The 20,088-nt window shown below is 58.5% G+C and carries 18 protein-coding genes; 8 read left to right on the top strand and 10 right to left on the bottom strand.

The features are described 5' to 3' along the window. The first annotated feature begins 55 nt into the window (after positions 1 to 55). On the top strand, positions 56 to 1,081 hold the full coding sequence (gene mtnA, locus U738_RS11980) for an S-methyl-5-thioribose-1-phosphate isomerase (RefSeq protein WP_035580717.1): 1,026 nt from the start codon (positions 56 to 58) through the stop codon (positions 1,079 to 1,081). 16 nt (positions 1,082 to 1,097) lie between these two features. Here mtnA and U738_RS11975 read toward each other — a convergent pair whose 3' ends face one another. The 8 genes from U738_RS11975 to U738_RS11940 form a co-directional block, all read right to left on the bottom strand. Then, the gene (locus tag U738_RS11975) at positions 1,098 to 1,778 is read right to left on the bottom strand and encodes an RES family NAD+ phosphorylase (protein WP_035580714.1); all 681 of its coding nucleotides are present in this window, start codon (positions 1,776 to 1,778) and stop codon (positions 1,098 to 1,100) included. Further along, positions 1,775 to 2,176, bottom strand: a complete 402-nt coding sequence (locus tag U738_RS11970; protein ID WP_035580711.1) for an MbcA/ParS/Xre antitoxin family protein — start codon at positions 2,174 to 2,176, stop codon at positions 1,775 to 1,777. Before U738_RS11970 ends, U738_RS11975 begins: the two co-directional genes overlap by 4 nt. A gap of 93 nt (positions 2,177 to 2,269) precedes the next feature. Further along, a complete protein-coding gene (gene recQ / locus U738_RS11965; RefSeq protein ID WP_035580708.1) occupies positions 2,270 to 4,108 on the bottom strand; it encodes a DNA helicase RecQ in 1,839 nt (612 codons plus the stop codon). Positions 4,109 to 4,172: 64 nt separating this feature from the next. Beyond that, positions 4,173 to 5,015: a carbohydrate ABC transporter permease gene (locus U738_RS11960; protein WP_035580705.1), complete on the bottom strand. Its 843-nt coding sequence runs from the start codon at positions 5,013 to 5,015 to the stop codon at positions 4,173 to 4,175. Beyond that, positions 5,012 to 5,896 (bottom strand): carbohydrate ABC transporter permease, encoded by an 885-nt coding sequence (locus U738_RS11955; protein WP_035580701.1) that lies wholly within the window; start codon positions 5,894 to 5,896, stop codon positions 5,012 to 5,014. Before U738_RS11955 ends, U738_RS11960 begins: the two co-directional genes overlap by 4 nt. A 62-nt stretch (positions 5,897 to 5,958) precedes the next feature. Continuing rightward, entirely contained in the window at positions 5,959 to 7,239 is a 1,281-nt protein-coding gene (locus U738_RS11950; protein WP_035580698.1) for an ABC transporter substrate-binding protein, read from the bottom strand. 29 nt (positions 7,240 to 7,268) lie between these two features. Further along, the gene (locus U738_RS11945; protein WP_035580696.1) at positions 7,269 to 8,399 is read right to left on the bottom strand and encodes an ABC transporter ATP-binding protein; all 1,131 of its coding nucleotides are present in this window, start codon (positions 8,397 to 8,399) and stop codon (positions 7,269 to 7,271) included. Between the two features lie 113 nt (positions 8,400 to 8,512). Next, entirely contained in the window at positions 8,513 to 9,931 is a 1,419-nt protein-coding gene (locus U738_RS11940; RefSeq protein WP_035580693.1) for a sigma-54 interaction domain-containing protein, read from the bottom strand. Between the two features lie 222 nt (positions 9,932 to 10,153). Here U738_RS11940 and speB point away from each other — a divergent pair, with 222 nt between their 5' ends. From speB to U738_RS11910, 7 genes are all read left to right on the top strand, one after another. Beyond that, positions 10,154 to 11,104 carry an agmatinase gene (speB, locus tag U738_RS11935; protein WP_035580690.1) on the top strand — a complete coding sequence of 317 codons (951 nt, stop codon included), beginning with the start codon at positions 10,154 to 10,156 and terminating at the stop codon, positions 11,102 to 11,104. Positions 11,105 to 11,207: 103 nt separating this feature from the next. Next, the gene (locus U738_RS11930) at positions 11,208 to 12,590 is read left to right on the top strand and encodes a YjiH family protein (protein WP_035580687.1); all 1,383 of its coding nucleotides are present in this window, start codon (positions 11,208 to 11,210) and stop codon (positions 12,588 to 12,590) included. Between the two features lie 10 nt (positions 12,591 to 12,600). Then, entirely contained in the window at positions 12,601 to 14,274 is a 1,674-nt protein-coding gene (locus U738_RS11925; protein ID WP_235208643.1) for a 5-guanidino-2-oxopentanoate decarboxylase, read from the top strand. Next, a complete protein-coding gene (locus U738_RS23595; protein WP_231896805.1) occupies positions 14,264 to 14,401 on the top strand; it encodes a hypothetical protein in 138 nt (45 codons plus the stop codon). The genes U738_RS11925 and U738_RS23595 overlap by 11 nt, the downstream gene beginning before the upstream one ends. Continuing rightward, on the top strand, positions 14,350 to 15,573 hold the full coding sequence (locus tag U738_RS11920) for a purine-cytosine permease family protein (protein WP_231896806.1): 1,224 nt from the start codon (positions 14,350 to 14,352) through the stop codon (positions 15,571 to 15,573). The genes U738_RS23595 and U738_RS11920 overlap by 52 nt, the downstream gene beginning before the upstream one ends. Continuing rightward, positions 15,570 to 16,304 (top strand): MBL fold metallo-hydrolase, encoded by a 735-nt coding sequence (locus U738_RS11915; RefSeq protein WP_035580685.1) that lies wholly within the window; start codon positions 15,570 to 15,572, stop codon positions 16,302 to 16,304. Before U738_RS11920 ends, U738_RS11915 begins: the two co-directional genes overlap by 4 nt. A gap of 13 nt (positions 16,305 to 16,317) precedes the next feature. After that, positions 16,318 to 17,790, top strand: coding sequence for an aldehyde dehydrogenase family protein (locus U738_RS11910; protein ID WP_050713085.1), 1,473 nt, complete (start codon positions 16,318 to 16,320; stop codon positions 17,788 to 17,790). Positions 17,791 to 17,818: 28 nt separating this feature from the next. Here the strand turns inward: U738_RS11910 and U738_RS11905 are convergent, their stop codons facing one another. Both U738_RS11905 and U738_RS11900 read right to left on the bottom strand, forming a co-directional pair. Then, a complete protein-coding gene (locus tag U738_RS11905) occupies positions 17,819 to 18,748 on the bottom strand; it encodes a hydroxymethylglutaryl-CoA lyase (protein ID WP_035580683.1) in 930 nt (309 codons plus the stop codon). Between the two features lie 10 nt (positions 18,749 to 18,758). Continuing rightward, the gene (locus tag U738_RS11900) at positions 18,759 to 19,964 is read right to left on the bottom strand and encodes a CaiB/BaiF CoA transferase family protein (protein ID WP_035580680.1); all 1,206 of its coding nucleotides are present in this window, start codon (positions 19,962 to 19,964) and stop codon (positions 18,759 to 18,761) included. Positions 19,965 to 20,088: the final 124 nt, after the last annotated feature.

Genomic DNA, 20,088 nt, shown 5'->3' with positions numbered 1-20,088 from the left:
TTCGCGGCTGATAAGCCGTGTAGCTGTTCCGATCAAGTGCTCAAGGAGTCCATCGATGCCTCATCTTCAATCACGCAGTTTGCGGATCTATGCCGACCACCTTGAGTATTTGGATCAAACCCAACTGCCCCAGGCGGAGCAGTGGGTGCGCTGTGACTCGCCAGAAGAGTGGCAGGTAGCGGTGAAAAGCTTAGCGATTCGCGGCGCGCCGTTGATTGGTTTGAGCGCCGCTTTCGTGCTGGCCCAATACGCCGCTCGCCATCCACAAAATGATTGGCAGTTGGTAAGTGATCGCTTACGCGCCACGCGTCCCACCGCAGTTAACTTAATGTACTGCCTGGATGCCATGGAAGCCTGCTTTGAGCAAGGCGCCAACGCCCTGGCCGAACGTGCCGCTGAACTGTTTGCAGAAGACCGTGCGCTGTGCCAACGCATGGCTGAGCGGGGCGCTGACTTGCTGAAAACGGGTGACCGTGTGCTGACCCACTGCAACACTGGCGCCCTGGCCACCGCCGGGGTGGGTACGGCCATTGGTGCGCTGGCAGTGGCCAAGCAGCGCGGTGTAGAGCTGCATGTGTTTGTGGATGAAACCCGTCCGCTGCTCCAAGGTGGCCGCTTAACCGCCTGGGAAATGGCCGACCTGGGCATTCCCTACCAGCTAATTACCGACAGCATGGCCGCCAGCCTAATGGCAGCAGGGAAAGTCGACAAAGTGATGGTGGGCGCCGACCGTATCTGCGCCAACGGCGACTTTGCCAATAAAGTGGGTACTTACATGCTGGCGGTGATCGCTCACTACCACCAGGTGCCGTTCTATGTGGTGGCTCCCTACACTACGGTTGATCCCGCTTGTGCTACTGGTGCGGACATTCCTATTGAACAGCGCGACCCCGCTGAGATCCGCGGCGTCGCTGGTGCCTTTGGTGAGGTTACCTGGGCACCCGATAATGCACCGGTATGGAACCCGGCCTTTGACGTCACTCCCGCCAAGCTCGTGACGGCTTGGGTGTTGGATACCGGCGTATTTGATGCCGCCGCGATAGCACGCGGCGAACACTGCCTGAGGCGCGGCGAAAATTAGGAGCGAAAGTTAATCGCTAGCCCAATAGCGTTAGCTCATAGACATGGCGGATATGCTGACCATCCCAGTCATAGCCAAGATGCCGTCCTTGCCTTGTGGCGGAGAGCACGGGCGGCCGTAGCACAGCGGCACACTCGCCTTCAGGGTCTCGAACGCTAGGGTAAACGATGCCGTCCGTGTGTTCCTCCCAGGCTTTTCTCCCCAAGGTTTGCCCAGCTGCCCAGCTATCCGGTCTGAGAAGCGTTTGGGCCGCATCCTGTCGGCGTAAATCAATTAGTTGGCCCGTTAAATCTGACAGATAAACACGCTGCTGAAGCATCATGGGCGGTTCGTTTGACTCCCCCATAAAGCGCTCTGCGTGGTAAACGGTTTCGGCAATGGCGGTGGCTTCGGTGAGTGCGCAGTAGTAGGCGCCAAAGGTGCCATCGCTAAAACGCGAACCGGTCGCGGGGAAGTGGCTGAAGGCCGCCATGACGGGCGTCCAGCCGGGGCCGTAGCGACGGTCGTCATCACGAACCAAGTGAATAGCTCCCGCTTCCTCACGTAGCCTTGCGGAGGTTTCACCCTCCAGCTCATTGAGTAAGTCCCAGTCATCAGCGTTGCTGTTGACGCCTTCGAATAAATCAATGGGAGGGAAACGCGAGGGAATAACGCGGTAACTGGGCCGCCACGTAACGTTGCTCAACGGGAATGTCACGCATGCCCCCCACCACGCGCTGCATCTAAATGCTGGCGAACAACGTAGAGGTCGGAGACGTGTCCATTTAACAGACGCTCCATTGGTGTGTGGCCAGCAAAAAGAGGGTTACGGTTGGCTCGCTGCAACCAACTGTTAGCCGCTTCTTTATTGGGCAACAGTATATGCAGTGCTTTGTAGATGCCGAGAATCAACGACATCCGCTCCAGATGATTAGCATCCAGGCGGGCATTCTCTGGTGCCTGCTTCCAACGCCGATAGGTGGAATCAGGCACCCCGAGTAGCAGAGCGGCTTCGTTCTCTTTCAAACCCCATGCGTGTGAAATGTTGGGGTAGGTGCGCATCGCAGCGGCTCCCATTTCGCGGCGTTTGTCGGCGGTTTTGTGTTGAATAGCCATCTATTGTCCTCCTCACTTATGTATAGATTACGCCAAGTGAGCGAATTTTGAAAATATCGACCATTTGAGCTTTTTTATCCCCGGTGCGCTGGTTCAACTGCTTTGCTCGGTTTCCTGATGCGTCAGAATGACATCCAGAAAGCCCTCGCCGTAATCCGTCAATTTGCGCGCGCCGATGCCGGAGATCGCGCCTAGTGCCGCTAGGCTTTGGGGTTTCTGCTCGACCATTGCAGCCAGGGTGGCGTCGTGAAAAATCACATAGGCTGGTACGCCCTGGGCTTCGGCCAGTTCCCGGCGGTGCTGGCGCAGGGCTTCCCACAGTGGGCCGTGGCCCTGGGGCGCAGAAGCGCTTTTGCTTCCCCGTCGCGCGGTTTTGGCTTTGCTGGGTTTGTTGCTTGGCTTGCGCAGAGTGAGGCTCTGCTCGCCGCGCAACACCGGCTTGGCATTGGCAGTGAGCTTAATGCCGCCGTGCCCCTCCATATCCACGCTTAAAAAGCCGCTGGCAATCAGCTGGCGAAAGAGCGCTTTCCACTCGCTGGCGGAGAGGTCTTTGCCTATGCCGTAGGTGCTGATTCGGTCGTGGCCAAAGCGGGTGATGCGCTCGTTGCTTTTGCCTAGTAGCACGTCCACGAGATAGGTCACGCCGAAACGCTGCTCGGTGCGGTAGACACAGGAGAGCGCCTTTTGTGCCGCCACGGTGGCCTCCCAGGTCTCGGGTGGGGTGAGGCAGTTGTCGCAGTTGCCGCAGGGGGCGTCCAGATGATCGCCAAAGTAGTGCAAAAGCGCCTGGCGACGGCAACTGATGATCTCACATAGTCCCAGCATGGCGTCGAGCTTCTGCTGTTCGATGCGCTTTTGATGGTCAGCGGCGCTGGAGTCCTGCTGCATCTGGCGCAGCGTGATCACGTCTTGAAGGCCGTAGGCCATCCAGGCATCGGCGGGCAGGCCGTCGCGCCCGGCGCGGCCGGTCTCCTGGTAGTAGGCTTCGATGCTCTTGGGCAGGTTGAGGTGGGCGACAAAGCGCACGTCCGGCTTGTCGATGCCCATGCCAAAGGCGATGGTAGCCACGACGACCACGCCATCTTCACGCAGAAAGCGGGTCTGGTGGTGCTGGCGCTGCTCCGGGGGAAGCCCCGCGTGGTAGGGCAGTGCCGTCAGCCCCTGGCGCTCCAGCCAGGCGGCGGTCTCCTCCACCTTGCGCCGGGAAAGGCAGTAGACGATACCCGCCTCGCCGTCGTGGTGCTCGCGAATAAAGCGCAGCAGCTGTTCCTTGGCGTTACCCTGATTCTCGGCGATATGGTAGCGAATGTTAGGTCGGTCAAAGCCGCTGTTGTAAAGCGCCGCCTCCTGGAGCTGCAGATGCTCCATGATATCGCCCCGGGTGGGCACATCGGCAGTGGCCGTGAGGGCGATGCGCGGCACTTGGGGAAAGCGCTGGTGAAGCTGGGAAAGCTGGCGATACTCTGGGCGGAAATCGTGGCCCCACTGAGAGACGCAGTGGGCTTCATCAATGGCGAACAGCGCAATCCGGGTCTGCTCCAGCAGCATCTGCATACGCGGCGTGGCCAGCCGCTCGGGCGCGACATACAAAAGATCCAACTCGCCCGCCCGCAGGCGGTTTTCCACATCGACCGCCTCGTGATAATCGAGGCTGGAGTTCAGGTAGGCCGCCTTGACCCCGTTCTGCTGAAGTGCCGCTACCTGATCCTGCATCAGCGCGATCAGCGGTGAGATCACAATCGCGGTGCCTTCGCGCAGTAGCGCTGGGATCTGATAGCACAGCGACTTGCCGCCGCCGGTGGGCATCAATACCAGCGCATCGCCACCAGCAATTACATGCTCAATGATAGCCTGCTGCGGGTCGCGAAAGCTGTCGTAGCCAAATACCTCCTGCAGCACCTTCAGGGCTGTTGGGTGGGTGTCGCCGTGCATCAATGCTCTCCCGTGTCTCATACTTAAGAGAGAATTGTGCACGAAAAATGTGAGGGGCGTCAGCCTAGCGAATCCCGGCCCTTAAAAACGACTGCACGAACTGGCGCTGGAAAAGCAAAAAGGCAATGAGCAGTGGGGCGATACTTAACAGCGTGGCGGCGCTAACGGTGGCCCAGTTAACCCCAGTTTCTGGCGCAGAGAAAACGCCTAACCCCACCGTTAACGGGCGGCTCTCTACCGAGTTGGTAACTACTAGCGGCCAGATAAAGTTGTTCCAATGGTGACTAATTGAGACCAGCCCGTAAGCAAGGTAGGTGGGCTTGGCTAGCGGTACGTAGACCTTCCAGAGAATTTCCAGCCAGTTGCAGCCTTCGATGCGGGCGGCGTCTTCCAGCTCCCTTGGGATGGTTTTAAAGGTTTGGCGGAGCAGAAAAATACCCAAGGCGCTGGCCACATAGGGCAGGCCAATCCCGGTGATGGTGTTGATCAGTCCCAGCTCACTGGCGATGCGGTAGTTCTCGACAATCAGCACTTCGGGGAACACAAAGAGCTGAATCAGCACCAGCATAAATAATATGTTCTTGCCGGGAATCGGAAAGCGCGCAAAGGCAAACGCTGCCAGGGTACAGACCACAAACTGACCGATCACCACCCCTGTCACCAGCGCAAAGGTGTTCAGGTAGTAGCGGGCAAAGGGCGCTTGAGACCAGGCGTTAGTGAAGTTCTCCAGTGTCAGCGGGGCGAAGAGCTCAAAGCTCACCATAAACTCGCTGGGGTGGAAGGCAGCCCAAAAGGCATACAGCAGTGGAAAAATCCAAATAATCGCTAGTAGCCACGCGGCCACTGTTTCCAGCGCTGGAATTGAGACGAAACGGGAGCGGGGCGCATAGGTAGTAGTCGACTTCATTGATAGTGCGTCCTGCGATCTAAAATCGTGAACTTAAGCGTGGCCACTACCGCGAGCACCAGTAGAATAACCACCGTAATGGTGGCAGCCGTGGTGCGGTCAAAGAACGAGAACGCATTCTCGTAGACGTAATAGAGCAGCAGGTTGGTGGCGTTGTTGGGCCCGCCCTTGGTCAAGATAAATAGGTGATCGACTACCCGCACCGAATTGATTAGCGCATTGATCAGCACAAATAGCGTGGTGGGCATCAGCAACGGAAAGGTGACCCGCCAGAAGAAGCTCCAGCGACTAGTGCCTTCTAAGTCAGCTGCCTCTTTTAACTCTGGTGGCATACTCTGTAGCGCCGCCAAGTAGAAGATCATAAAAAAGCCGGCTTCTTTCCACACCGACATCACGATCACCGAGCTTAACGCAACGCTGGGATCGCCCAGCCAGTTCACCCCGGAAAAGCCCAGCATGCCGAGCAGTTTATTGAATAGGCCAATCTGCGGCGCGTAGAAAAACATCCAGATATTGGCCGCGGCGATCATGGGTAGAATCGTCGGCGTAAAGTAGGCCATGCGCACAAAGCCCCGCCCGCGAAGCTTGCCATTGACGAACAGCGCCATACCCAAGGCCAGCGCGATAGACGTAGGAATCGTACCGACGGCGTAGATTAAGTTGTTACGGGCTACTTTCCAAAACGTCGGGTCATCGAACAATACCTGATAATTTTCAAGGCCTACGAATTCAGTGGGTGCACCGCGAAAGCCGGGTAAAAACAGGCTGTTAATGACCGTGGTAACGGTTGGTAAATAAGCAAACGTCGTCAGCAGTAGCGCAGCGGGAAGCAGCAGAAGCGCGCCGTAGAGCTGCATTTTGCGGTGGTTGGTGAATGACATAGAGACGTACCGCACGTTGGAAAAGCCGGGGCATGCCCCGGCGAAGAGTAAAATTCTAACGATTAGCGGGCGTAGCGGCGCAACACGCTGTCGGCCTCTTGCTGCGCCTGACTAAGCGCTTCTTGCGGCGTCATTTGACCGGTTAATGCCGCCTGCACGGCGTTATCCAAGGCGCGGCGAATGCGGCCACCCTGGTAGGTGGAAAGCTCCGCCGTGCCGTGTTCAAGCTGGTCGCGGGCGACCGCTGCTGGCGCGAACTCTTCCACGTAGCTTTGCAGCGCGTCGGTCTCATAAGCGGCGGGGCTAACGCCCATATAGCCCGTCTCAATTGACCAAGCTGCTGCGCGCTCGGGGTCTGTCATCCAGCGAATAAAGGTCATTGCTGCGCGCTGCTCTTCTTCAGTGGCGTCTTCAAAAATATAGAAGTTTCCGCCGCCGGTGGGGCTGCCGCGCTGGGTTTTCATCGGCAGCATGGCGACGCCAAAATCAAAATTGGCTTCGCTGCGTACGGCTGTCAGGTTGCCCGTGGTGTGCCACATCATTGCCGTGGACTCTTCAAGGAAGTTCTGGCGCAGGGTGCCCCACTCGATGGTGCCGTCGGGCATGGCGTTATGCTCGGTGGCCAGTGACACCCAGTACTCCAGTGCTTCAACCGCTGCGGGGTCGTCGAAGTAGACCTCGGTGCCGTCTTCGCTCATTAGCCGATGGCCGTTCTGAAAGGCAAAGGCCTGGAACATCCAGTAGGGGTAGCCAGTCGACGGCACCATCACGCCCCACTGCTCGCCGTTGGCGGCTTTGCGCACGGTCGCGGCCATCTCGGCCATCTCTTCCCAGTTTTCCGGGGGTGTTTCGGGGTCTAGGCCGGCGGCTTCAAAGGCGTCTTTGTTCCAGAACAGTACGATGGTGGAGCGCTGGAAGGGGATGCCGTAGGTTTTGCCATCCAGTTGGCCATTTTCCATCAGCCCTGGATAGAAGCCATCGAGCCATTCACGCTCTTCATCGGTTTCAACCAGGTCGTCAAAGGCGACGATGGCGTTCTGCTCAATCAGCTCGTACAGATCGATGGAGAACATGACCGACAGTTGCGGCGTTTCACCCGCTTCCATTGCCGACATGGCGCGCACGCGGGTGTCGTCGTAGTTACCGGCGTAGATCGCTTCCACGTTGATATCGGGGTATTCGCTCTCAAACTCTTCCACCAGGTTATCAACGACGTCGGTGAGAGCACCGCCCACCGCGACCGGGTAGTACATGGTCAGATCGACGCTATCCGCGTTTACCTGGGCGGCGCTTAACAAGCCCGCTGCCAGGGCGGTCATTGCAAAAGGGGTACGCAAACGCATAAGAGACTCCGCAAGTGTCAATACTGCTGTCAGTGTTGGAAAGAGCCCACCGCCGGTGGACGAGGAACGCTTCGAGATGAGCTGGGTAAGGGGGTCGGTGTCAGGTCGTCCCGCCGCAGGCCGTCGGCATCGAAAAGGTGTGTATTCTTTGAAGTCCAATAGAGGCTGCATGGCTGGCCTGTCAGTGCCTGCTTGCCGCTAAGCCGCACGCGTAGGGTGTGCGACCCCACCGCGACATAAGCAATGGTGTCCGCTCCCAGATACTCTTCACTTAATACGTTTGCGGGTACGCCGGAACCGGGTGCGATTCGCAGCTCGACATCTTCCGGGCGGATGCCCAAGTGGCCACCAGCGGCATCCAAGGAGGCTACGGGGGTACTCGGTTCGCCTTCGATAACGGCACCCTGTTCACCTTTAACGAGTGGTAGCAAGTTCATCGCGGGGCTGCCAATAAAGCTAGCGGCAAAAGCGCTAGCGGGGCGGTTATAGAGCTCGTCTGGGGTGCCGTCCTGCACGATTTTGCCATGCTGCATCAGAATCACACGATCGCCCATGCTCATGGCTTCCACCTGGTCGTGGGTAACGTAGATAACCGTCATATTCAGGCGGTTCTGTAATGCTTTGATTTCCCGGCGCATGTCGCTGCGCAGCCGGGCGTCGAGGTTGGATAGCGGTTCATCCATCAGGCAGATAGGGTGTTCGGAAATAACCGAGCGCGCCAAAGCAACCCGCTGGCGTTGGCCGCCGGAAAGCTGGGCAGGTTTGCGATCTAGGTACTCGGTTAAATCGACCAGTTCGGCGACTTTCGCCAGTCGCTGGCGCTGTTCATCTTTGGGAACTTTGCGGCTGCGCAGGCCAAACACGATATTGTCGGCAACGCTTAAGTGCGGAAACAGGGCGTAGGATTGAAATACCATGCTTAGCCCACGGTCGCCGGGCGGCAGGCGTGTGACGTTGCGTTCGCCAATATGAATTTGGCCGTCGCTGGCTTCTTCCAAGCCTGCAATCATGCGAAGCGTGGTGGATTTACCGCAGCCTGAAGGGCCGAGCAGAATGACAAACTGCCCTGGGGTCACATCAAACGAGATACCATCGACAGCCGCAGAGGCGCCCCAACGTTTAGTGACGCCCTCTAAGCGTATTCGCGATTGGTTTGACATAGCACACACATCACCGGCTGTTGGTTGTTATTGGTTCAGCTTGTGTTGAAGGTGTTGCCGTTTCATGACACTTACATGGATGGTTGATGACAGCCGTTGTGTCAAGCAGAAAATCACCTGGCGACTTTGATGCCATAGCGCTGAAGCCTGCGCACCACGCTGGATTGGCTGATGCCCAGCCGCTCGGCAATGGCGTAGGTGCTGGGGAGTGTGTTGCACAGCTCTTCAAGCGTTTCACGCTCCAGCCGCGCTAGGTATTGCTTGAGGGTTTCCTGGGGCTCGAGTGCTACTGCCGACCTTGCTGGCGAGGCGCTCGGCAAGTTGGCCGGATGCTGTTCGGCGTGAGGGAGTGTGGTGGGCTCCTCGATTTGATCGGTGGGGCTGGAAAGCCAGGCTCTCTCTAGCCAGTTCTCCAGCTCGCGGACGTTACCCGGCCATTCGCTGCCCATCAGCGTCGACCAAACGCGGGTATCAAGAATTTTTTGCCGGCCATAGCGCTGGTTGAGCCGGTTTAAACACGCTTCAACCAGGTCGGGGATATCCTCCCGGCGGTCACGCAGCGGCGGCAGGGTGACCGGGATCACATTGAGGCGGTAGTAAAGATCCAGACGGAAAAGTCCGGCCTCTACTTGCTTGCCCAAATCCTGATTGGTCGCCACGACCAAGCGAAAATTGACCTTGCGTGATCGGGTGTCACCCAGTCGGGTCAAACTACCGTCCTGGATCACCTTGAGCAGTTTGGTTTGCATTAGCAGCGGCAGCTCGCCTATTTCATCCAAAAACAGCGTGCCGCCCTCGGCCTGCTCTAACAGCCCGGCTTTGCCCTGGCGAGCGGCACCGCTGAAAGCGCCGGGCTGGTAGCCAAACATCTCGGACTCAAACAGATTCTCTGGAATCGCCGCACAGTTAACGTCAATAAAGGGGCCGTCACAGCGCTGGCTCCAGCGGTGTAGCTGCTTGGCAAAGGCGGTTTTACCCACACCTGATTCACCCAGCATCAGCACGTTGGCATCCGAAGGGGCGACCCGCTTAAGCAGTAGCGCAATTTCACGCATCACGCTGCTGCGCACCTGCAAATTGTCCAGGGCGTCATCCAACGCCTGCTCTTCCGCGTCTGGCGCTGCCTGACTGCGCTTTAAGTGTTCGCTAAAGCGTTTTTGTAGCAGCGCATACTCGTCCTGCAATAGCTGCAAGTCGGTTAAGTCCCGCGAGCGGCTGATAATGCGCTCCAGCTTGCCGTCGACGAATACAGGGTAGGCTTCGGCGATCACCCGGCGGCCCGTGCCGGTGACCTGCATAATCTGCGCAGGCCGACGGGTGCGCATTACTTCCATGGTGATGGAGGGCTTGAGCACCCCGGCCGCTTGCAGTTGCTGCACACTGCTAGAGAGCAGCTCCTCTCTGGATACCCCGTAAACCGCTTCGGCTCCTGGGCTAATATCGACTATTTGCCCATCGCCACTGACGATAAAGAAGTGGTCGTTTGCGGTCTCCACAATGGTTCGCAGCACGCGTTTATCTATTTCACTCATCGCAGCCGACTCCTCTGAGTGATTCATTTATGAATCTTTGATTCAAGAATGAATTAAAAAAGCACCTGGCTGATTCATTTTTGCATCGTTCGGTCGCTAATCCCACCACTTTATAGGCATCTACGACTTGGCATGGTCTGTGCAATGTCTTTAGAAGAGTAGTGAAAAGAGCTAGGCCAATACCTACACCATGCTCACCGCCAAAAAATATAGGAGATGTGTATGTCGGAGTTTAATCAGCCCCTGGGCGGCAACACCATGCCGCGCTTTGCAGGCCCTGCCACCATGATGCGCCTGCCCACCCAAGAGACAGCCGAGGGTCTGGATGCGGCATTTATCGGTATTCCCATGGATATCGGTACTTCAAACCGCCCCGGTACGCGGCTTGGGCCGCGCCAGATTCGCGACGAGTCGCGCATGCTGCGCCCCTACAACATGGCGACCCGCGCAGCGCCCTTTGAAAGTCTGCAGGTGGCCGATATCGGCGACGTGCCTATCAACACCTTTCATCTGCCAAAAAGCGTCGACATCATCACCGCCTTCTATGACGACGTGCTCAAGCACGATTGCATTCCGCTGACCCTGGGTGGGGAGCACACCCTGACGTTGCCAATTCTTCGCGCCATGGCCAAAAAACACGGCCCGGTGGGGCTGATTCATATTGATGCCCACGCCGATGTCAATGAGCACATGTTCGGCGAGCCAATTGCCCACGGCACGCCGTTTCGTCGCGCCCAGGAGGAGGACTTATTGGCCCATGGAAAGGTAGTGCAAATCGGACTGCGCGGTACCGGCTATGCCGCTGAAGATTTTGACTGGTGTCGCGACCAGGGCTTTCGCGTCGTTCCCGCCGAAGAGTGCTGGTATCGCTCGCTAGCGCCCTTGATGGCCGAGGTGCGTGAGCAGATGGGCGATATTCCGGTGTACATCAGTTTCGACATCGACGGCCTGGATCCTTCTGTTGCCCCCGGCACCGGCACGGTGGAAATGGGCGGGCTGACCTCTACCCAAGGATTGGAGCTGGTTCGCGGTGCCGCTGGGCTGAATATTGTCGGCGGCGATCTAGTGGAAGTGTCACCACCTTATGATCCCAGCGGCAACACCGCGCTGATGGGCGCCACGCTGCTGTATGAAATGCTCTGCGTACTGCCGGGCGTTAAACACAGCGAGTGACGCCGACCAAATGGCTAACAAAGAAATAGCGACTAAATAAAAAAGTACTGACCTAGCTACGCCGCCAGCCACCTCCAATAATCACTTCCAATGGGTGACCCCTATGTCGTATAGCAACGTTAAATCGGAACAGCCGACCTCGTCGGCACCGATACCCCGCGCGCACTTACTGAAATTTATCATTCCATCGCTAATTGGGGTGCTGCTGTTTCTCGTCCCTTTTCAAGTGGGCGATACCATCAATATCGGCATGGGGCTCATGGCCGATAGTCTGCAGGCTTTGCTGGGCTCGGCGCTGCCGGCCATTGCTGTCGTTGTGCTCTGCCTGTCGGTGGTAGCGACGATTTACACCAAGCTAGCTAACCCTTCCTGGGCCAAAAAGGGCATGCTGCACGAAATGTTTCATGTTGGCCCGGTGTGGCTTGCGATGCGCGTATTAGGCGCGCTTTTTGCTGTGATGACCTATTTTCAGTTCGGGCCTGAGTTCGTGACTGCTTCCTTTACCGGTGGCGTGATGCTCAATGACCTGGCGCCGGTACTGCTCACCTTCTTTTTCTTTGCCGCGCTGCTGCTGCCGTTTCTGGTCGAGTTTGGCTTTATGGAGTTCATCGGCAGCATGGTACGTAAGCCGTTTCGGGTGATTTTTAACCTGCCGGGGCGCAGCGCCATCGATGCCACTGCCTCCTGGATGGGCTCGGGCACCGTCGGCGTGCTGATCACCACGCAGCAGTACGAGCAGGGATTCTATAACCGCCGGGAAGCCTCGGTGATTGCCACCAATTTTTCCGTGGTGTCGATTGCGTTTGCGCTGCTCGTTACCAGCTTCGTGGATATCAACCACCTGTTTGTGCAGTTCTACTTTACGGTGGTGGTGTCCGGATTGATCGCTGCGGTGATTGTGCCTCGCCTGCCGCCGCTGTCGCGCAAATCCAATGACTATTACGAGCCCGTAGGCTGCCAGTTGAGCGAAGAGCGCACTGAAAAAGTGGGCCTGTTTCGTTACAGCTTGGTTCAGGCCACTAATCGTGCCGCTGGAGCTCCTGGGCCCCGTGAGCTGGCACGTTTGGCGCTCCTCAACGTGATGGATATTTTCCTCGGCTTACTGCCCTTGGTTTTTGCTATTGGTACGGTGGCACTGATTCTGGCGGAATTTACCCCGCTATTTACCTGGCTTTCCTACCCCATGGTACCGGTGCTTGAGCTGCTGCGGATTCCTGAAGCAGAGGCGGCGGCGCCTGCCACTCTGGTGGGTTTTGCCGATATGTTCCTGCCCGCGGTGCTGGCGACCAATATCGAAAGCGAACTCACCCGCTTTGTGATTGCCTGCCTGTCGCTCACCCAGTTGATCTACATGTCGGAAATTGGCGCACTGCTGCTCAAGTCGAAAATCCCTATTAAGCTCTGGGAGCTGGTCGCCATCTTCCTGCTGCGTACGGCCATTACGCTGCCGATCATTGCCTTTATGGCCCATACGTTTTTCTTCTAAGGGGCCTGTAATGAACGCTGATGCAACGAATACTGATGTAACGAGCAATCAAGCGACGATGACCTGTGCCGAACTGCTGATTCACCTGCTGCGCGATACTTACGGGGTGCGTACCTTGTTCGGTATCCCCGGTGTGCACACGGTGGAGCTTTACCGCGGCCTGGAAGGCAGCGATGTGAGGCATGTCACGCCACGCCATGAGCAGGGCGCAGGGTTTATGGCCGACGGCTATGCCCGGGCCAGCGGCCAGCCGGGTGTGTGCCTGATTATCACCGGGCCGGGGATGACCAATATAGCGACCGCCATGGGCCAGGCCCTGGCGGACTCGATCCCCATGCTGGTGATCTCCAGCGTGAATCGTCGCGATACGCTGGGCATGGGCCAAGGGCGGCTGCACGAGCTGCCCAGCCAGCAGCAGATGATCAGCGGCGTGGCGAGGTTCAGCCACACGCTGCTGAACGCCAATACGCTACCCGAGGTGCTGGCCCGCGCCTTTGCCGTGTTCAACGGCGCGCGGCCGGGCCCGGTGCACATCGAAATTCCCATCGATCTGTTCAATGCACCGGTGAACGCGCCGGTGAGTTGGCAGGCGCCTAGGCTTTACCGCGCCGCGCCTGATCCAGAAGGGCTTGCCGAAGCCGCTCGCTTGTTACACGCGGCGAAACAGCCCCTGGTGCTATTAGGCGGTGGCTGCGTTTCAGCCCCAGAAGCAGCGCGAGCATTCGTCGACAAGCTAGATGCCCCCACGGTGACCACGATCAACGCCAAAGGCCTGCTGGGCCGTGACCACCCGCTGGATTTGGGTGCCAATGCAGCGTTGCCCGCGGTGCGTGAGCTGGCGGCCAACGCCGATGTGATTCTGGCGGTGGGCACCGAACTTGGCGAGACCGATTACGACGTTGTGTTTGATGGTGGCTTTCATCTCAACGGCACGTTGATTCGTATCGATCTCGACCCAGAGCAGTTGGTGCGCAATCAGCGCGTAACCCTGGGTTTAGTCGGCGACGCTGGGCGTAGCCTTGAGCTTCTTCTTGACCACCTCTCCGAGCCGCTGAAGCGCCAAGGCACTGAGCGAACCGCTGCCGTATTGAGCGCATTGAATCTGGAAAACGATCCGGCCTTTAGCGACTTTGTGCCGCTGTATGCAATGCTTGCCGAGCACCTACCTGATGCCATTCTAGTGGGCGACTCCACCGCACCGGTATACGCCGGCAACCACCTGGTCAGCCAGCCCGCGCCCAGGCGTTATTTCAATGCCTCAACGGGTTACGGCACCTTGGGCTATGGTCTACCGGCGGCGTTGGGCGCACAGTTAGCGCGAGCGGATCTGCCGGTGGTGGCACTGGTGGGGGACGGCGGGGTGATGTTTACGCTCTCGGAAATCGCCACCGCCGTAGAAGAGCGCCTGCCCGTGGTGATTGTGCTGTGGCATAACGCTGGTTACGAAGAGATTCGTCGCTATATGGATGCCAACGGTGTGGCGCGCCTGGGCGTGGATATTCAGGCGCCCAATTTCCTCACCCTGGCCGAGGGCTTTGGTTGTCCCGGCGTACTGGTAGAAAGCCCCGCGGAACTTGCCAAGGCGCTCGCCAACCGGGAAACCAGCGGGCCTCTACTGATCGAAATTGACGCTACTGCCTGGCAGAAAAACCTGATGTCACCAGGAGATAACAATGAAGAATAACCATGTGCTCGGCCAGGACACCCTATCTGCCGACGACGTTGAACACAGCCTTGGGCTGCCGGGAACCTTTGCCCTGTGGCTCGGCGCCAACGTGGTGGTCACCACCATCCTGACCGCATGTTTTTAGTCCCTGACCTGACCTTTCAGCATGCGATGTTGCTGATATTGATCGGTTCAGCGGTAGGGATTATCCCGCTAGTATTGATCGGGGTGATGGGCCAGCAAACCGGCATGACCACCATGGTGCTGGCGCGGGGCACCTTCGGCAGAAAAGGCGCTAATTTCCCCGCCTGGGTGAATCTATTGGCGCTGATTGCCTGGAGCTGGATCCAGGCGCTGCTCGCCGGCATGAGTCTGGACTACGCCGTGGAAAGACTGACCGGTTACTCCAATGTCGCGCTCTTCACAGTCATCTGTGAATCACTGGTGGTGCTGATTGCCCTGCGTGGCCATCTGGGGATCGAGAAAGTCGAGAAGATAGCGGCCTTGCTGATGCTGGGGCTCTCGGCGGTGGTGCTGTTCGCGCTTAATCGCCATTACGATCTGCCAAGCATCACCCAGCTGGAACCCGAAGGCGTGTTGGGCGGCGGCGTGGTGTTCGATATTGTGGTCGCGACGGCTTTTTCCTGGATTCCATTGGCGGCGGACTACAACCGCCACTGCCGCTCGCTAAAAGCCGCTGTGGTGGGCACCTGGGGCGGCTACGTGGTGGCAACGCTGGTAGCGATGGGCCTGGGCGCCACGGTGTCAGCGCTGTCAATCAGCGTGGGTATGGAGCCCACCTACGACCCGACGACCCTGCTCAGCGGCTTCGGTTTCGGCCTGCCCGCCGCCCTGGTGATTTTCTTTTCGGTGCTGACCACCAACGTGATGTGCGTCTACAGCGCGACGCTTTCATTCATGAGCGTGCGTCCCAATGTGCCGTTCTGGAAACCGGCGTTGATCATTGGCGTGGTATCGGTGGTGGGCGCGCTCATCCCTGGCATTCTCGATCAGTTCCAGACCTTTCTGTTGATTATCGGCAGCGTCTTTATTCCGGCCTTTTCGCTGATGATCGTGGATTACTACCTGCTGGGTCGCCAGCGTTATACCTCAGCACAGCTGATACAGGCTGAACATAGCCTTCCCGCCTTCAACTGGCTGGCGCTGGGCAGCTACGCGGTCGGGGCGTTACTGGCTTACTACTGGAACTGGGTCGCACCACTTGATTTTGGCGCGTCGCTGCCGGTATTCGTGATCACTGGCGCGCTCTATTTCGTGGTCAGTAAGGCAGTTGCCGGGAAACGGGTGGCTGCATGAGCCTTCAACGTATCAGTGAAAAGCAATGGTACCGTACTACCCCTAAGGCGGACGGTATCACCCTAGTGGATGAACCGTGGATCAAGCCGTTTTATCGCTGCAATATCTGGCATGTGCAGGGCAGCAAGCGCGGCATGGTCGTGGACTTTGGGCTGGGCGCAGTGCCGCTACGTCAGCACGTGGCGCAGCTTGCCGAGCGTGACCTGCTGGCGGTTGCCAGCCACACGCACTTTGACCATATCGGCGCCGCCCACGAGTTTGGCTGTTGCCATGTGCATGCCGCTGAGGCGGACATCCTGGCCTCACCCGATAACACGAGCACCCTGGCTGACCAGTTTCTCAGCGATGACATGTTTGAGGCGCTACCTCCCGAACCCTATTCGCACACGCGCTACCGCATCACGGCACCGCAGCAGGTGTGCCCGCTGGCGGATGGCGAAATACTGGACTTGGGGAACCGTCAGTGGGAGGTGATCCATACGCCGGGCCACTCCCCCGGCGGCATCGCCCTGTGGGAGGCGGCCACCCAGACGCTGATCTCGGGCGATCTGATTTACGATGGCCCGCTCATTGAAGACCTCTGGCACAGCGATCTTACCGACTACGCTGCCAGCATGCGGCGGCTGCGCAAGCTGCCCGTCCGCACCGTCCACGGCGGCCATTTCCCCAGCTTTAGCGGCCAGCATCTCACAACGCTCATCGATGATTGGCTTCGCCAACACGACCTCTAAAGGAGCCACGATTATGCCCATGACCTCCCAGGCCGATTACCCTTCGGTTGTTGACCACCAATTCATCAACAACCAATGGGTGCCCTCGGCGGGCACTCGCCTGCTCGACGTAATGAATCCTTTCCGCGAAGAGCGGATTGCCCAGGTTACGGCAGGTGACGCCGCGGATGTCGACGCCGCCGTCAAAGCCGCAAAGCTGGCGCAGCCCGCCTGGCAGGCGCTGGGCGGAACCGCACGGGCTAAATACCTTGAGGGGTTTGCCGATGCACTGGCAACGCGCCGAGACTCGATTATCACGCTTTCAGCGACCAACAACGGCAAGCCGCTTGCAGAAGCGGAGATCGATCTAGACGATGCCATTGCCTGCTATCGCTACTACGCCGGGCAGGCCAAGGCACTGGATGCCCGCCAGGGCGAATTGGTCAGTGTGGAAATGGAAGGCGTCGAGGCGCGTACCTATCACGACCCCGTGGGCGTGGTAGGGCTGATTGCGCCGTGGAATTTCCCGCTGGTGACCAGCGCCTGGAAGCTGGCGCCCGCCTTGGCGGCCGGTTGTGCCGCGGTGCTTAAACCGTCCGAAGTTACGCCGCTCCCCGAGCGGGTGCTGGCAGAAATAGCCCTAGAGATTGGCCTACCTGCTGGGGTGCTCAACCTTCTAAACGGCGACGGTGAGGGCATCGGTGCACCGCTGACCAACCATCCGGATGTGGATAAAATTTCCTTTACCGGCAGCAACCGCGTCGGTGAAGCGGTGATGCAAGCGGCAAGCGCCCGTACCGCCAGCGTTTCTCTGGAACTAGGCGGAAAGTCACCGATTCTGGTGATGGAAGACGCCGACCCCGCCCAGGCCGCCGACTGGGTAATGGCCGGTATCTACTTCAACGCCGGGCAAATCTGTTCGGCGACCTCGCGTTTATTGGTGCACGAAGACGTGGCCGAAGCACTCTACACAGCCCTTGCCGAGCGTATGGATGCGCTGACGCTGGGCGACCCGGTTGCCGAAGGTACGGATTTAGGACCGTTGACCAGCGCCAAGCAGCGCGACGCCGTGCAGCGCTATCTGGATCTGGCCGAACAGGAAGGGCTAACGGTCGTGCGCGATGCGCAACACCGCACGTTGCCCGCTCAAGGCTACTTCCTGTCCCCCACGCTTTATCGCGATGTACCGGTGGAAAGCCGCTTGTGGAAGGAAGAGATTTTTGGCCCGGTGCTCTGCGGACACAGCGTGGCAAGCGAAGCCGAGGCGGTTCAGCTTGCCAACGACAGCGTCTTTGGTCTGGCAGCCACGGTGATTAGCGGCGACCCCGAGCGGGCAAAACGCATTGGGCGGCAACTGAAAGCGGGCAGCATTTGGTACAACAGCGAGCAGCTGGTGCTCCCCGAAACCGGCTGGGGCGGCTTCAAGCGCAGCGGCATTGGGCGTGAACTAGGCCCTTGGGGGCTAAGTGCTTATCTGGAAGTGAAGCATGTGATTGGGCCTGCCTAACGATTAGACGTGAGCTTTAGGCATGAACTTATGGCATCGCATAACGCTGAGTCGATTTCCCGGCTTTTACCACCTGCCCCGGCACATCATGGCCGATAAGGTCGGGAAGGGTGGCGGCGACCTCAAGTAGGGCATCCAAATCGACGCCGGTATCGACGCCCATGGCCTCAAACATATGCACCAAATCTTCGGTGCATACATTACCGCTGGCGCCGGGGGCGAAGGGGCAGCCGCCCAGCCCGCCTAGTGATGAGTCAAAACGGCTAATGCCCGCCTGCCATGCCGCTAGCGCGTTGGCCAGCCCCATTCCGCGGGTGTTGTGGAAGTGCAGCGTGAACGGTGTTTCTGACCAGCGCTTAAGCACTGCTTCACACAGGCGTTTGACCTGCGAAGGGTTGGCCATACCAGTGGTGTCACAGAGAGTAACTCCCTGAATGCCAAGGCCGATAAGTTGTTCAATGAGCTCAAGTACCCGCGCTTCGGGCACTTCGCCTTCGAAGGGGCAACCGAAGGTCGTGGAAAGCGATGCATTGATAAAAACGCCGCTACCCTGTGTCAGTTCCAAAATAGCTACGAACTGTTCAAGGGATTGTTCCGGCGTCATGCGCAGGTTAGCCAAACCATGGCTATTACTGGCAGACATCACCAGATTGATCTCATCCACTTGGCAGGCCAGCGCCCGTTCGGTGCCTTTTACGTTGGGTACCAGTACGGTGAGATCGACGCCCTCCCGGCGTTGAATGCCGGTCACCACCTCAGCGGCATCACGCAGGTTGGGGATCGCTTTAGGCGACGTAAACGACGTTGCTTCAATACGTCGTAGCCCGGTGGCGGAGAGCGCATCGATCCAGCGAATTTTGTCTTCTGTGGGCACAAAGCGTGCCTCTATCTGCAGGCCGTCCCGGGGAGCAACTTCGTTGATCTCTATCTTGGCGGGGCAGGGTGATAACTGGCTCATAATAAACTTCCTAGATAATGCCCGCTTGGCGTAGTTTGGCGCGGGTTTCGTGGTCAATGCCCAGCTCATCCAAAACATCGTCGGTATGCTGGCCAAGCGCCGGGCCGCCGCCGCCAAGTCGCCCAGGGGTAGCGCTAAGCTTAGGCAACACGCCGGGAACTTTGAGCGGTTTGCCGTTGGGGCGGGTAAAGGTTTGAATCATCTCGCGGGCTAAATAGTGGGGGTCATGGGCGATATCTTCTGCAGTGTAGGGGTAGCCTGCGGGAACGCGGGCCTCATCCAGGGCTTGCAGAATGGCATCCCGAGGGCGATCTTCCGTCCACGCCTGAATCGCCGCATCAATCATCTCGGCTTGCTGGCTGCGCCCATCGTTATGGGCCAGCGCCGGGTCGTTGGCGAGGTCATCGCGACTAATCACGCCCATCAAGCGCTTGAAGATGCTGTCGCCGTTACCGGCAATCAGCACATAATCGCCGCCCTGGCATCGGTAGGCGTTTGATGGGGTAATGCCGGGCAGGGCGCTGCCGCTGGGTTCGCGCACCTGGCCGCTGGCATCGAACTCCGGCAGCAGGCTCTCCATCATCGCAAATACTGATTCATACAGGGCAACGTCGATCTCTTGGCCCAGGCCGCTGCGGGTGCGCTCCTGAAGAGCGAGTAGTGTACCGATGACGGCGTACAACGCGGAAAGCGAGTCGCCGATGCTCACGCCCACGCGCACGGAAGGCTCCCCCGGCTGACCGGTAAGATAACGCAGCCCGCCCATGGCTTCGCCAATCACCCCAAAGCCAGGCTTGTCGCGGTAGGGCCCCGTTTGCCCGTAGCCGGAAATATGCACCATGATCAGCCGCGGGTTGAGTGTGGAGAGCGCTTCCCAGCCTAGCCCCCAGTTGTCTAAGGTGCCGGGGCGGAAGTTTTCCACCACTACATCGGCCTCGGCGGCGAGTTGGCGCACCAGGCCTTGCCCCTCTTCGCTGCGTAAATCCAGCGCCACAGAGCGCTTGTTGCGGGTTTGCACATGCCACCACAGCGAGGTGCCTTCTTCCAGCATTCGCCATTTGCGAAGTGGGTCGCCAGTGCCGGGCGGCTCAATTTTAATCACATCGGCACCGAATTCGCCCAGCAGCTTAGTGGCGAATGGCCCCGCAATCAGTTGGCCAAGCTCGAGCACTTTTAAGCCCTGTAGCGGAAGCTGGCGCGCTTCGGAAGCATTCATTAAGGCTCTCTCTTATCATTGGTGTATCACTACTTGTCAGCATGCGTGAGCTGATCAGGGGCGACAATTAGGCAATCGGTAACAAAGGGTTCGTGGCTGGCGAAGGTGTGGGCTACCATAGTGA

Source organism: Halomonas sp. TG39a, from assembly GCF_000744395.1.
Taxonomy (GTDB): domain Bacteria; phylum Pseudomonadota; class Gammaproteobacteria; order Pseudomonadales; family Halomonadaceae; genus Vreelandella; species Vreelandella ventosae_B.
The sequence above is the reverse complement of the archived record's forward strand: the minus strand, read 5'-3'. Positions and strand labels throughout refer to the sequence as shown.